This is a genomic window from Streptomyces sp. NPDC048664, from assembly GCF_040650555.1.
In the GTDB taxonomy this organism is placed as follows: Bacteria; Actinomycetota; Actinomycetes; order Streptomycetales; family Streptomycetaceae; genus Streptomyces.
Genome location: NZ_JBEZHK010000056.1, coordinates 1 through 13078, shown reverse-complemented (window position 1 = coordinate 13078; position 13078 = coordinate 1). Strand labels below are relative to the sequence as shown.

Genomic DNA, 13078 nt, shown 5'->3' with positions numbered 1-13078 from the left:
TGGTGTAGCCGTTGATCGCGGGGGAGGGGCCGATCCAGCCGATGTCGATCGACCCGGAGTTCAGGGCCTCGATCTCGGAGGGGCCCGCGTTGAAGGTCGCGGTCCTGACCGCGGTGCCGCCGAGCTCCTTCTGGAAGAAGCCCTTCTGGACGCCCACGAGGGCGGTGGCGTGGGTGAGGTTGGGGAAGTAGCCGATCCTGACCTCGTCGGCGGAGAGCTTCTTGGCGCCTGCCGCGACTGCGGGCTTCGCGCTGTCGTCCGTGGACCTGGACCCGTACCCGCAGGCCGTCAGCAGGAGGGGGAGCGCCGTGAGAACGGCGAGGGTGCGCAGGGGGGTGAGCGGTCTTGGTCTGACGACAGGCACGGGGGTGTCCTCTTCCCTAGTTTTCCTACCTGGTTGCTAGGGATGGTGGCAGAACGCGAGGCGCGCCCCAAGAGGGAGTTCGTATCGTGGACGCAGCCGTATCGCGCCTCGGACGCGTCAGGGGTTCGCCCAGGCTCCCGGGGCGTCGGTCAGCGCGGACACCTCGGCGGGCAGCCGGCCGGATGCGACATCGGCGAGTGACACACCGTCCAGAATCTCGCGCACGTTGGACCGCAGCGCGATCCACAGGGGGAGCAGCGACTCGGCGGGTCCGCTGTAGGACAGCTCCGGCGGGCGGACCCCGCGCACCGAGACCAGGGGCCCGTCCACGACCCGGATGACATCGGCGATGCTGAGGGAGTCGGCGGCCCTGGCCAGCCGGTAGCCGCCGCTGCCGCCGCGCTGGCTGACCACGAGGCCGCCCCGGCGCATGTCGTTGAGGATGCTCTCGAGGAACTTGTGCGGGATGTCCTGGGCCGCGGCGATGGCCTCGGCCTTCAGCGGCCCGTCGTCTCCGGAGGCGGCGAGCTGCAGCGCGGCGCGCACCGCGTAGTCCGCCCTGGCTGAGATCCGCATGCCCCCATTATTCCGCACGGCATCGCGTGCGTCCCCGCCGGCATCCGCCGGGCGCGCGCCGCCGGGCCCCGGCGAAGGCTTCCGCCGCGGCCCGGCCGCCCGCGGCCTCAGGCCGCGGTGGGGGTGTAGTGGGAGGCGCTGTCGCCCTCGATGACATGGCTGAGGGTGCCGTCGACCCCGGCGGGGACGTCGCCGGCCACGGTCACCCGGTGCAACAGGCGGGGAAGGTCGCCGTAGTCGTCGGGGGCGTAGTGCTGGGTGACGCGGTTGTCGAACAGGACGAGGTCGCCCGGCGCCCAGGCCACGCGCACGATGTTCTCGGGCCGGGTGACGTACGACTGGAGGAGGCGCAGCAGGTCGCGTGAGTCGGAGGCGGAGAAGCCGACGAGGCTCTGGGCGAAGCCGCCGATGAACAGCCCCCGCTCCCCGGTCTCGGGGTGGACGCGGACGACGGGGTGCGCGGTGCGGTAGGTCCGGGAGACGAAGCGCCTGCGGTGCTCGGCGGCCTTCTCGCTCCTCGGGGCGGCGTAGTCGTGGTCGTTGGTGTGCACCGCCCACAGCTTGTCCGCCAGGTCCCGCAGCGGCCCGGGCAGATCCCGGTAGGCGGCGGCCGAGTTGGCGATGAGGGTGTTGCCGCCGTAGGGCGGGATCACGATGCCGCGCAGCGTGGACACCTTGGGAGGGGTCCGCACGAACGTGACGTCGGTGTGCCAGTGGTTGGCGCGGATGCCCTCGTCGCCGTCGACGGGCAGGATCTGGGGCCGGCCCTCGACGGAGGGCACCGTGGGATGCGCGGTGGTGAGCGCGCCGAAGAGGGAGGCGAAGCGGAGCTGGCCCGCGTCGTCGAGCCGCTGGCCGCGGAAGACGAGCGCCTTGTGCTCCAGGAGCGCGGAGCCGATCTCGCTGACGACGGCCGGGTCGAGGTCGGCCGTGAGGTCCGGGCCGTGGATCTCGGCGCCGATCCGGCCGCCGATGCGGCGGATGTCGAAGGCGGTGCTGGTGGTCATGCGGGGGTGTCCTTCCGGAAGGTGATCACTGAGGGGTCTGGGCGGCGGGGGTGGGCGTCAGGAAGCGGCGGTGGCGGTGGCGGGTGACGGTGGGGTGGCGGGCGAGGTGGACCGGTGGGCGGGGCGGGCCAGGCCGTAGTGCTCGCGCAGGGTGCGGCCGCTGTACTCGGTGCGGAACAGGCCCCGCCGCTGCAGGATCGGCACGACGTGGTCGACGAAGTCCTCCAGGCCACCCGGAAGATGGGGCGGCATGATGTTGAAACCGTCGGCGGCGCCCCGCGTGAACCACTCCTCGAGTTGGTCGGCCACCTGCTCGGGGGTTCCGGCGAGGACCCGGTGGCCCCGGCCCGCGCCGAGGCGGGCGATGAGCTCGCGCAGGGTCAGGCCGTCACGGCGGGCGAGGTCGGCCACGAGCGCGAAGCGGCTCCGGTTGCCGTTGATGTCGCGCTCCTCGGGCAGTTCGGGCAGCGGCCCGTCCAGGGGCAGCCCGGTCAGATCGACGCCGAGCATCCCGGAGAGCTGGGCGAGCCCGTACTCGGGGATCTGGAGACCGGTCAACTCGGCCTCCAGCGCGCGGGCTTCCGCCTCGGTCGAGCCGAGGACGGGAGCGATGCCGGGGAGGATCAGCAGCTGGTCCTCGGTGCGGCCGTAGCGGGCCAGCCGCGACTTGAGGTCCTTGTAGAAGGACTGGCCGTCCGCGAGCGTCTGCTGTGCGGTGAACACGGCCTCGGCGTACTGGGCGGCGAACTCCTTGCCGTCCTCGGACGAACCGGCCTGCACGAGCAGGGGGTGCCCCTGAGGGGAGCGCGGTACGTTCAGGGGGCCCCGCACCGCGAAGTGCTCGCCACGGTGGTCGATCGCCCGCACCTTGTCGGTGTCGGCGTAGATGCCGCGCTCCCGGTCGAGCACGACCGCGTCGTCCTGCCAGCTGTCCCACAGCTTCCTGGCGACCTCCACGAACTCCCGGGCCCGCTCGTAGCGCAGCCCGTGCTCCAGGTGTTCGTCCCGCCCGAAGTTCCGCGCCTCGTCCACGGTGCCGGAGGTGACGATGTTCCATCCGGCCCGGCCCCCGCTGAGATGGTCCAGGGAGGCGAACTTCCGGGCGGTGTGGAAGGGCTCGTTGAAGGTGGTGGACACGGTGGCGATCAGGCCGACGTGTTCCGTGACCGCCGCCAGCGCCGACAGCAGGGTCAGCGGTTCGAAGCCGCCGAGCGCGTTGTGCCGGACCTTGCCCCACAGGGCGAGTCCGTCGGCGAGGAAGACCGAGTCGAGCCGGCCGCGTTCGGCGGTCAGCGCGAGCTGCTGGAAGTAGCGCAGATCGGTGACGCGTTCGGGCTGGGTGCGCGGATGCCGCCAGGCGGCGTCGTGGTGGCCCGCGTTCATCAGGAAGGCGTTGAGCCGCAGTCGGCGGGAGGGGGGCGTGGGCATGAGGCACCTCTGAATGGGGGGACGGGGGAGAGAGGGGAGTGCGAGGGGACGGGGCCGGGTCCGGCGACCGCCTCAGCCGGCCGCCGGTACGCGCCAGGAACTGAGCCGCCGCTCCACGCCCACCAGGAGCTGGTTGAAGACCATGCCGATGGCGGAGACGGTGATGATGCCCGCGTACATCTGCGGGATCGCGAAGTTGTACTGCGAGGCGTTGATCAGATAGCCGAGGCCCGCCTTGGCGCCGACCATCTCGGCGGCTACCAGGACGAGGATCGACGCCGCTCCCGCCAGCCGGATCCCGGTGAAGATCACCGGTACCGAGGCCGGCAGGACGACCTTCTGGAACAGCCTGGGTGCGGACAGGTCCATCGCCTTCGCCAGCCTCAGCAGGGTCGGGTCGACGTCGCGGACCGCGCTGATGGTGTTGAGCAGGATCGGCCAGGTGCACGCGTACACCACGATGGAGATCTTCGAGGTCTCGCCGATGCCCAGCAGCAGGACGAACACCGGCAGCAGAGCCAGCGCGGCCGTGTTGCGGAAGACTTCGAGCAGCGGCCCGAGGACGTCGGCGACCGGCCGGTACCAGCCGATCAGCAGGCCGAGCGGCACGGACACGGCCACCGCGAGCCCGAAGCCGCTGAAGGAACGCACCAGACTGGCCCGTGCGTTGTCGGCGAGCCGCCCGTCGGACGCCAGGCCCCACCAGGCCCGGGCGACCTCGCTGAAGGGCGGCAGGAAGGTCCGGTCGACCAGGCCGAGACGGGGTGCGCTCTCCCAGAGCAGCAGGAGGGCCACGACCGCCACGGACTTGACGGCCGCCCTGATCGCCCGTCGTGTCAGCCGGCGCAGCGCCCGACGCGATCGGGCCGCCGCCGTGCCGGGCGGGCCCGGGGGTACGGCACCGGGCGGGGAGGGCGCCGACGCGGGGGTGGACCTGGGCTCCGCGGTCACGTGCGGCGGCCGGGCGGCGGCCGGGGCAGCGGCGGGGACGGGTGCGGTGGCGGTCGCGGGGTCCGGCGCCGCGACCTTGCCGGTGGTGCCGGCCGTGCGGGTCGTGGGGCTCATACGGAGGCCTCCTCCTTCTCCAACTGCTGCGCCCTGGCCACCTCGTCGTGCAGCAGCGACCAGATCTCGTGCCGGTGGCGGGCGAACTCGGGACTGGATCGAAGGTCGTCCGTCGCCGTGCGGGAGTCGAAGGCGATCGGCACGACCCGTTTGATGCGGCCGGGCCTCGACGTCATGACGGCGACACGCCCTCCGAGGTAGACGGCCTCGTCGATGCCGTGGGTGATGAAGACGACGGTCTTGCCGGTGCGCTGCCAGACGCGCAGCAGTTCGTCCTGGAGCGACTCCCGGGTCTGGGCGTCCAGCGCCGCGAACGGCTCGTCCATCAGCAGCACGTCGGGGTCGTAGGCGAGGGATCTGGCGATCGCCACCCGCTGCCGCATGCCGCCCGACAACTCGTGGGGATGGCGTTCCTCGAATCCGGACAGGCCGACCAGATCCAGGAACTCCCGAGCCCGCTGCCTGCGTTGACGGCGCGGGACACCGGTCGCCTCAAGACCGAACTCGACGTTGCCCTGCGCCGTGCGCCAGGGAAGCAGCGCGTACTGCTGGAAGACGACGCCCCGGTCCAGGCCGGGGCCCGTGACGGGCTCGCCGTTCAGCAGGACCTGCCCGCTGGTGGGCGTCGTGAGGCCGCCGAGCAGATCCAGGAGCGTGGACTTCCCGCAGCCGCTGGGACCGACCAGGACGACGAACTCACCGGCCTCGATCTCCAGGTCGACACCGTCCAGGGCGGTGAACCGGGTGTCCCGCCGGGCCTGATGCCCGGCGCGGTCCCGGACGGTGAACTCCTTGCGCACCTGCCGCAGCACGATCTTGGGTGCGGTGGACTCGGACACGGGTCAGCTCCCGTTCTTCGAAGAGGAAGGAGAGGGGGAGGCCGCGTGCGGGGCGGCGTACGCGTTGAACGCGTTCGTGTAGAGGTCGGCCACCTTGACCTGGCCCTTCTTGATGTCGCCGCGCTCGACCAACCAGTCGACCCACAGCTGGAGTTCCTTGTCGGTGATCCGGCCCGCGGTCTCGGCGACCCCGAAGGACCGCCAGTACTTCAGCGGTGCGGGATCCTCGTCGCGTCCGCGCTTCCTCACGATGTCCGTCATGCGGGCGATGACGTCCTCGCGGTCGGTGGTACGGGCCCACTCGATGGCTCTTCCGACACCGGTGACGAAGGTGCGGGCCGTGTCGGGGTTCTGCCGCAGGAAGCGGTCCGTCATCACATAGGTGCCCGCGCTGAACGAGCCGAGCAGCTGGTAGTCGGTGAACAGCGGGCGTATGCCCCCGGTGGCCAGGGCCTTGTCACGCAGGACGCCGCCGAGGACGGCCACGTCCAACTGCTTCTGACGCAGCGCCTGTTCGGTGTTGACCGGCGGGACCACCAGGGGCTCGACCCTGCCGATCTCGGCCCGGGACAGGCCGCCACGCTGGAGGTAGATGTCGAGCATCGCCTCGGCATGGGCCCCGAGGGTGTTCATGCCGACCTTCTTGCCGATCAGGTCCCTGGCCGACCGCAGCGGGCTGTCCTTGAGGACGTAGAAGCCGTTGTAGGCGTACGCGTCGGAGCCGTAGTAGCTGACGACCGCCTTGATCGGGGCGCCGTTCGCCGCCAGTTTGACGGCCGCGCCGTTGAAGGCGCCTCCGAAGTCGACCTGCCCCGTGGCCGCCGACTGGATGTCCTGCGGCCCGCTGATCGTGTCACCGGTCCACCGCAGCTTCACATCGCCCAGATAGCCGAGATCCTCGGCCAGCTCCGGCAGGATGACCTGGCCCGCCCAGCCCTGGTACCGGAGCGTTGTGGTCCGGCCCCCGCCGGACGTGGCCCCCGTCGCGGTGCCGCAGCTCACGGCGACCGCCGAAAGACCGAGCAGCGAGAGGAACTGACGTCGGGTCGATATCGATGCCGTCGGGGCCATGGAAATGGTTCCTGTTCGTGAGGAGTGAAATGCGTGACGTCGATGACGTCCATACGCCCATGCGTCCGTGCATCCGTGCGTTCTTCGCCGGAAGGGGATTCCCGGAATGGAATGCGGACGTACGACGCCTGATCGCCGGGGCAGCGCTCGACGTCACGGAAGGCGGCGGTGGGACTCCGGAAGGGAGTCGGGGAGGGAGCGGGAGAAAAGCGCCGTCAGTGGGCGCGCCGGCCGGCGGCACAGATGGCGCTGGCCTGACGTCGCAGGTCGACGTGCAGGCGCGCGGCGAGGTTCTCGGACTTGCTCACAGCGACGAGGCTCGCAGTGAATTCCGGTCGCGTCAATGCCGTCCGACAGGGCGTCTCACATGCTGAATTGCTCGACATGCGGGTGAAGTACGCCGTTCACAATTGCCGGCGAAGACCGGCATGACGAATTCCGGCGTGCCGGGGCGGCCGGTGTTTTTCGGGGGATCAGGCGGGGAGGGTGAACGGGGGGTGCGCCCCGTTGAGGAAGTAGTCCCCGACATCGCGGAGCCGCCTGGCGGCGGGCTCGTGCACGGCGTGGGTCCGGGCGTTGCGCCAGAAGCGGTCGAAGCCCAGCCGCGACGACGCGGAGCGGGCACCCAGGATGTCGAAGGCGCGGGAGGTCGCCTCCTCCGCGGCCCGCGCGGCGGCGGCGTCGGCCATGGCCACGAGGACGGCGATGTCGGCACACTCGTCGTAGGAGAGGTCCTCGCCGCGCGCCAGACCGTCGTGCACCGCGTGCACCGCCTGGTCGGCGAGAGCCGACGCGGAGCGGACGAGGACGGTGAGTTCCCCGTAGACGGTCAGCGTCGGCGGATCCGGCGGGGACGTCCGCGGGTCCAGGGGCGAGTCGACGTGCCCGGCCGGGTGGGAGGGGAAGTGTCCCGGCCTGCTGTACTCCCGGACCTCGGCGAGCACTCCCTCGGCCGTTCCCAGGCGCAGGTGCACGGAGGTGAGCCGCCCGACCGGCGACAGAAGAGCGGCCCGGGGGGACAGCACGTCCTCGTCGGCGGACAGGGAGCCCAGCACGTCGTCGGTGTCCACCGCGACGGCGTCGAACTCCACGCTGCCGCCGGCCGCGAGCCGCTGGCCGAAGCCGTCGGCGTCACCCTCGACCCGCACGCCCGGTCGCGCGGGATCCACGACGACGGCGACGGGTTCCCCGGTGCCGGCCCGCACGGCGCGCACCGCGAGGCGGTCGGCGACCAGGACCCCGGCGAGATAGCTCTGCCGGCCGTCGAGCACGTGCCCGCCGCGTTTCCCGGTCAGCGTCAGGGGGGGTTCCTGAGGAGCCAGACCGCCACCCCAGCACCACTGTTCGGCCGTGTGCCGCCGCTCCAGCCGGGCGGCGCGGGCGTGGCCGGCGAGGAATCCGGCGCTCCACGACAGGAAGTAGTGCGAGCCGAGCAGTTGGCCGATCGCGGCATCGGCCGCCGCGACCTCCCGGACCACGGCACAGGCCGTGGGCCAGTCCGCGCCGCCTGTCTCGGAGGCGGACGGGACGAGGAGCGTCAGCAGCCCCGCCTCGCGCAGGCGGGACACCTCGTCCAGCGGGACCTTCCCCGCCTGCTCCCGGGGCACCGCGTCCGTGGCCAGATCGTCCGCCGTCTCGCGGGCGACACGCAACCAGTGCGCGTGCCCGAGCCCGGTCCGGTCGCGCTGTGTGGGGGACATGCGCCTCATCCTGCGCGGCCCGCCGAACGCGGGTCAACGCTTTCCCAGTAAATCGATAGGAAATGTAGGGAAGGCCACAGTGACGGCCACCGTCCGGCATGCGGGCGGCAGTTGACGAAGCGGACGGCGTACTGCTCAATGGGCCGCATGAATGCCGAGCAGCGCCTGGTCACCCGTGGCCACATCGACTTCGGTCGGGTGTGGTCCGCCGCGTGTCGCGCCTGAAGCGGTAGCGGACCGTCCGCCCGGTCCTCCCCTCCGGCACCCCCCGCCGGATCCGATCTCCCCCTCGCCACCCCGTCACCGAACGGGTCCGCGCCCTTCGCCCGCGCCCCGTGGCCGTCGCCACGCGGGCACGACGGCGCACGCCCCGCGTGGCGACGCCGGGTGCGCGCGCCGTACCCGCCGGCAGGCGCACCGTCCGCGTCCGAGACCGGTGTCACCTCCCGTCAGGCCCACCCCCGACCTCCCAAGGATCCGCCATGGCCACCGTCCTGTCCGTCTCCGGAAGCCCTTCCGCCACCTCCCGCACCGCCCGCCTGCTGCGCCACCTGGACGGCAGGCTGGCCGCCCACGGGCACGAGGTGATCCCGCTCGACGTCCGCACGATCCCGGCCCAGGCGCTGCTCGGCGCCGACTTCCGGCATCCGGCGATCGTCCACGCGACCGAGCTGTTCGCCCGTGCGGACGGCGTCGTGATCGGCACTCCCGTCTACAAGGCCGCCTACTCCGGGCTGTTGAAGGCACTGCTGGACCTGCTGCCGCAGTACGCTCTGGCGGGCAAGACCGTCCTCCCGCTGGCCACCGGCGGAAGCACGGCGCACGTCCTGGCGATCGACTACGCGTTGCGTCCCGTGCTCAGCTCCATGGGCGCCGCGCACGTCGTCCAGGGCTGGTTCACCCTGGACACGGACATCGCGGCGGGCGACGACGGCACGCTGACCGTGGCGCCCGACCCGGCCGCGGCCCTCGCGCGGGTGCTCGACCTGTTCTCCGACGCCCTCGGCAGCCGCACGGCCCACCTGGCCGCGGCCCCGTAAGGACACGTCCACGATCCGGCCTCCGCGGCGGACACGGCGTGGACGCGGCCGGTCAACCCGCTTGAGGTCGGGCCAGGCCGTGGTCGTACGCGAAGATCACCGCCTGGATGCGGTCGCGGGCGCCGATCTTGGACAGCACGCGGCCCACATGCGTCTTCACCGTGGACTCGGACAGGACGAAACGGCCGGCGATCTCGCCGTTGCTCCAGCCCTTTCCGATGGCGACGAGGATCTCGCGCTCCCGGTCGGTGAGGGAGCTGATACGCGGGTCCTCGGCGGACCCGTCACCGGCCGGGGGCACCAGACGGGCGAACTCGTGGAGGAGACGGCGGGTCAGGGCGGGGGCGATGACCGCGTCGCCGACGGCCACCGCGCGGATGCCCGCCAGGAGTTCCTCGGGGCGGGCGTCCTTGAGGAGGAAGCCGCTGGCTCCGGCGCGCAGGGCCGCGTACACGTACTCGTCGATGTCGAACGTGGTCAGGACGAGCACGCGGGAGCGGTCGCCTGTGGCGACGATCCTGCGGGTGGCCTCGATGCCGTCCATGCCGGGCATGCGCACGTCCATGAGCACCACGTCGGGGCGGAGTTCGGCTGCCTTGCGTACGGCTTCGGATCCGTGCGCGGCCTCGCCGACCACCTCCGTCCCGGGCACGGAGTCCAGGAGCATGCGGAAGCCGTACCGCTGCAGCGGCTGGTCGTCCACGACGAGCACGGTGGTCACCGGGTACCGCCCTGGGAGGTGAGGTCGAGGTCGGCCCGTACCGTCCAGCCGGTGCCCGAGGGACTCGCGCTGACGTGCCCTCCGTAGAGCGCCGCTCGTTCTCGCATGCCCACCAGCCCGTGTCCTTCCTCGTTCGCCGTGCGGGGACGACCGGCCGGTGCGGGCGGGCCGGAGTCCTGGACGGTGATGGTCAGCCGCGTGTCCCGCACGGCGATGGTCAGGTTCGCACGCGCGCCGGCCCCGGCGTGTTTGAGGGTGTTCGTCAGGGCCTCCTGCACGATGCGATAGATGGTCAGCTGCACACCGCTGTCCAGGGCGTCGACGTCGCCGGCCGTACGGTAGACGACCTCCAGGCCGGCCGCGCGCACGCTCTCGCACAGCGCGTCGACGTCCGTGAGACCGGGCTGCGGACTCAGCTCCGGTTCCGCCGCCGAACCGTCCGCCTCCCGCAGGACGCCGAGCACCCGCCGCAGCTCGCTCAGCGCCTGGCGACCGGTGTCGCCGATGAGGCGCAGGGCCTCCTTGCCCCGCTCGGGGGCGGCGGCCGTGGCGTAGGCGCCCGCGTCGGCGAGTGTGACGATGACGGACAGGTTGTGGCCGACGATGTCGTGCATCTCGCGGGCCACGCGCGCCCGTTCCGCGGCGACGGCCAGTCGGCCGCGCTGGTCGCGTTCGATCTCCAGGCGTGCCGCGCGGTCGCGCAGCCCGGCCAGCTGAGCCCGCCGGATGCGGATGACCAGGCCGAGCGCGAGGGCGGCGGTCGCGGTGCTGAGCAGGAAGAAGAGGGCGTCCCAGACCGACACCGCCGCCGAGATCCTCGCCGCGACCAGGCCCAGCGCCCCCGCGGTGACCGTGCAGGCCCACGGGAGCTGCCGTAGCCGACCGTGCAGGGCCAGGCTGTACAGGGCGACGAACAGGGCGACGTCCGCGTGCAGTGCGGCGCCCAGAGCCCACTGGAGGACGAACACCGCGGTGACGGCCCCGAAGGCCACGTCGGGTGCCCGCCGCCGCCACAGCAGCGGCAGCACCAGCCCGGCCTGCAGGGCCGCCATGGCCGCGACGGGCAACCGGGTGAACGCCACACGGAAGCGGCGCGGGCCGTCGCCGTCGTCGTCCCCGCCGACCGCACCGAGCGCGTGCAGCAGGTCCGGCAGGCAGAACAGCAGGAAGACCAGGACCACGACGGCGGTGTCCAGCACCCATGGGCGGGCCTGGTCGGCATGCCTGAGCCGCTGGCCCGCCCGGCCGAGCCGGGCGACCAGCGGCCCCATCCCGCTGAGGTCTTCGGTGGTCACGGAGGTCACCCGACCATGATGCGGCGGCCGCCGCTCAGACGTCGCCGCGCAGCAGCCGGTACGCCGCACCGGCCAGCGCCAGGATCGTCCAGCCGAGCAGGACCAGGAGTCCGGCGCCGGGCGACAGGGTGGTGGAGTCATGGGTCAGGGCGAAGATCGACTCGCCCGCGTGGCTGGGGAGGTAGGGGTCGATGTCCCCCTGCCACGAGGTGGGCAGCAGGGAGACCAGTCCCGGCACCAGCATGAGGGCGGCGACCAGGACCGAGATGCCGCCGGCGACCGACCGCAGCAGCGCCCCCAGGGCGGTGCCGATGACGCCGACCAGACCGAGGTAGAGCCCGGCGCCCAACAGGACGCGGACGACGCCGGCGTGGCCCAGGCCCATGGCGGCGGGCGTACCGGCGACGATCCGGCTGCCGACGAGGAAGGCGACGAACGCGCCGACGGTCGCGACGCCCGTCGCGATCAGCCCGTACACCGACGCCTTGGACCACAGCACGGGCAGCCTGCGCGGCACCGCGGCCAGCGTCGAGCGGATCATGCCGGTGGAGTACTCGCCCGCCGTGACCAGCACGCCGAGCACACCGAGCGCGAGCTGGGCGAAGTTCGTGCCGAAGAGGGACAGGCTCGCCGCCGTCGCGGTGGCGAAGTCGCGGTCCATGTGCCGGCCGGAGTCGAGATTCGACCTGTAGTGGCTCGCGGCGATGACGCCGAAGGCGATCAGGAACACGAGTCCCAGGCCGAGGGTGATCCAGGTGGAGCGCAGGGACCAGAGCTTGGCCCACTCCGAGGCGAGCACACGCCGCCCGGTGACCCGGTAGGCGGGCCGGGCCGGTGCGTCCTCGTGGGCGGCGGGGGTCGGCGGGGTTGCCGTGAGGGTGCTCATGCCGCGCTCCCGGAGGTCTCGGTGCCGGTCGTGGAGCCGTGGTACTCCACGGCGTCCCTGGTCAGTTCCATGAATGCCTCCTCCAGTGACACCGCCTTGGTGGTCAGTTCGAACAGCGGGATCCCGTGCTCGGCCGCCTTCCGCCCGATGGCGCGGGCGGACATCCCGGTCACCTGCAGTTCCTCGGAGCCGATGCGGCCGGTGATCTCCACGCCAGGTCCGGCCAGGACGTCCCGCAGTCGAGCGGGGTCCTCCGTGGCCACCGTCACGGCGTCGCCGCCCGCCTCGCGGACCAGGTCCCGCACGGTCGTGTCGGCCAGCAGGCGGCCGCGCCCGACGACGATCAGGTGATCCGCGACCAGCGACACCTCGCTCATCAGGTGCGAGGAGACGAACACCGTGCGTCCCTCGGCCGCGAGGGAGGTGAGCAGGTTGCGGATCCAGAGGACGCCCTCGGGTCCAGTCCGTTGACCGGCTCGTCCAGCATCACGGTCTGCGGATCGCCGAGCAGGGCGGCCGCGATGCCGAGCCGCTGTCCCATGCCGAGGGAGAAGGCGCCGGCCCGCTTCTTCGCGACGCTGCCGAGACCGGCCAGCTCGACGACCTCGTCGACCCGGCGGCTCGGGATGCCATGGGTCAGCGCGAGCGCCCGGAGGTGGTTGTGGGCCGAGCGGCCCGGGTGGATCGACCTGGCCTCCAGCAGCGCCCCGACCTCCTGCAGCGGGGCCCGGTGACGGGCGTAGCGCCGCCCGTTCACCGTGACGGAGCCGCCGGTCGGCGCGTCCAGCCCGACGATCATGCGCATCGTCGTGGACTTGCCCGCACCGTTGGGCCCGAGGAAGCCCGTCACGCTGCCGGGCCTCACGGTGAAGTCCAGCCCGTCGACAGCCGTCTTCTCCCCGTACCTCTTGGTGAGCTGCTGTGCCTCGATCATGCGGTTCTTCCTCTCGGCCGACGGCGCCCGAGATCCCTGACGCCTCCTTGGCCACGCTAAAAGGTCCTAACAAAGACGCTGAACGTGTCGGTAGGTGATCAGACAGCTGGCGAGGCCGAGGAAGCCTTCGTGGATGTCGTCGCGTCGTTCCC

13 protein-coding genes and 1 pseudogene are annotated in these 13078 nt (G+C 72.2%); 1 reads left to right on the top strand and 13 read right to left on the bottom strand.

Annotated elements, in window-relative coordinates:
• The 9 genes from AB0C59_RS34435 to AB0C59_RS34395 form a co-directional block, all read right to left on the bottom strand.
• The coding region (locus tag AB0C59_RS34435) for an ABC transporter substrate-binding protein (RefSeq protein ID WP_363011730.1) at positions 1-364 on the bottom strand (364 nt) is incomplete at its 3' end.
• Between the two features lie 117 nt (positions 365-481).
• Entirely contained in the window at positions 482-940 is a 459-nt protein-coding gene (locus AB0C59_RS34430) for an Rrf2 family transcriptional regulator (protein WP_363011728.1), read from the bottom strand.
• A gap of 107 nt (positions 941-1047) precedes the next feature.
• Positions 1048-1947, bottom strand: coding sequence for a TauD/TfdA family dioxygenase (locus AB0C59_RS34425; RefSeq protein ID WP_363011726.1), 900 nt, complete (start codon positions 1945-1947; stop codon positions 1048-1050).
• Positions 1948-2004: 57 nt separating this feature from the next.
• Positions 2005-3375 carry an LLM class flavin-dependent oxidoreductase gene (locus AB0C59_RS34420; RefSeq protein WP_363011724.1) on the bottom strand — a complete coding sequence of 457 codons (1371 nt, stop codon included), beginning with the start codon at positions 3373-3375 and terminating at the stop codon, positions 2005-2007.
• 72 nt (positions 3376-3447) lie between these two features.
• Positions 3448-4440 (bottom strand): ABC transporter permease, encoded by a 993-nt coding sequence (locus tag AB0C59_RS34415; protein WP_363011722.1) that lies wholly within the window; start codon positions 4438-4440, stop codon positions 3448-3450.
• A complete protein-coding gene (locus tag AB0C59_RS34410) occupies positions 4437-5240 on the bottom strand; it encodes an ABC transporter ATP-binding protein (RefSeq protein WP_363011732.1) in 804 nt (267 codons plus the stop codon). The genes AB0C59_RS34415 and AB0C59_RS34410 overlap by 4 nt, the downstream gene beginning before the upstream one ends.
• 42 nt (positions 5241-5282) lie before the next feature.
• Complete coding sequence (locus AB0C59_RS34405; RefSeq protein WP_363011720.1) at positions 5283-6350, bottom strand: ABC transporter substrate-binding protein; 1068 nt, start codon at positions 6348-6350, stop codon at positions 5283-5285.
• A gap of 215 nt (positions 6351-6565) precedes the next feature.
• Complete coding sequence (locus AB0C59_RS34400) at positions 6566-6658, bottom strand: putative leader peptide (protein ID WP_363011718.1); 93 nt, start codon at positions 6656-6658, stop codon at positions 6566-6568.
• Positions 6659-6823: 165 nt separating this feature from the next.
• Positions 6824-8050 (bottom strand): acyl-CoA dehydrogenase family protein, encoded by a 1227-nt coding sequence (locus AB0C59_RS34395; RefSeq protein ID WP_363011716.1) that lies wholly within the window; start codon positions 8048-8050, stop codon positions 6824-6826.
• Between the two features lie 482 nt (positions 8051-8532).
• On the opposite strand from AB0C59_RS34395, the gene ssuE reads away from it, so the two are divergent.
• Positions 8533-9090, top strand: a complete 558-nt coding sequence (gene ssuE, locus AB0C59_RS34390; RefSeq protein WP_363011714.1) for an NADPH-dependent FMN reductase — start codon at positions 8533-8535, stop codon at positions 9088-9090.
• Between the two features lie 52 nt (positions 9091-9142).
• Here the strand turns inward: ssuE and AB0C59_RS34385 are convergent, their stop codons facing one another.
• From AB0C59_RS34385 to AB0C59_RS34370, 4 genes and pseudogenes are all read right to left on the bottom strand, one after another.
• Positions 9143-9811, bottom strand: coding sequence for a response regulator transcription factor (locus AB0C59_RS34385; RefSeq protein ID WP_363011712.1), 669 nt, complete (start codon positions 9809-9811; stop codon positions 9143-9145).
• Entirely contained in the window at positions 9808-11106 is a 1299-nt protein-coding gene (locus tag AB0C59_RS34380) for a histidine kinase (protein ID WP_363011710.1), read from the bottom strand. The genes AB0C59_RS34385 and AB0C59_RS34380 overlap by 4 nt, the downstream gene beginning before the upstream one ends.
• Positions 11107-11140: 34 nt before the next feature.
• Positions 11141-11992 carry an ABC transporter permease gene (locus tag AB0C59_RS34375; RefSeq protein ID WP_363011708.1) on the bottom strand — a complete coding sequence of 284 codons (852 nt, stop codon included), beginning with the start codon at positions 11990-11992 and terminating at the stop codon, positions 11141-11143.
• Positions 11989-12926 (bottom strand): annotated as a pseudogene (locus AB0C59_RS34370) (ATP-binding cassette domain-containing protein). The gene AB0C59_RS34375 and the pseudogene AB0C59_RS34370 overlap by 4 nt, the downstream one beginning before the upstream one ends.
• Between the last annotated feature and the right edge of the window lie 152 nt (positions 12927-13078).

Excerpts from the sequence above, each read along its gene's own strand:
- AB0C59_RS34420 (WP_363011724.1), bottom strand. The coding sequence starts at position 3,375 with ATGCCCACGCCCCCCTCCCGCCGACTGCGGCTCAACGCCTTCCTGATG.
- AB0C59_RS34430 (WP_363011728.1), bottom strand. The coding sequence starts at position 940 with ATGCGGATCTCAGCCAGGGCGGACTACGCGGTGCGCGCCGCGCTGCAG.
- AB0C59_RS34415 (WP_363011722.1), bottom strand. The coding sequence starts at position 4,440 with ATGAGCCCCACGACCCGCACGGCCGGCACCACCGGCAAGGTCGCGGCG.
- AB0C59_RS34405 (WP_363011720.1), bottom strand. The coding sequence starts at position 6,350 with ATGGCCCCGACGGCATCGATATCGACCCGACGTCAGTTCCTCTCGCTG.
- AB0C59_RS34425 (WP_363011726.1), bottom strand. The coding sequence starts at position 1,947 with ATGACCACCAGCACCGCCTTCGACATCCGCCGCATCGGCGGCCGGATC.
- ssuE (WP_363011714.1), top strand. The coding sequence starts at position 8,533 with ATGGCCACCGTCCTGTCCGTCTCCGGAAGCCCTTCCGCCACCTCCCGC.
- AB0C59_RS34375 (WP_363011708.1), bottom strand. The coding sequence starts at position 11,992 with ATGAGCACCCTCACGGCAACCCCGCCGACCCCCGCCGCCCACGAGGAC.
- AB0C59_RS34395 (WP_363011716.1), bottom strand. The coding sequence starts at position 8,050 with ATGTCCCCCACACAGCGCGACCGGACCGGGCTCGGGCACGCGCACTGG.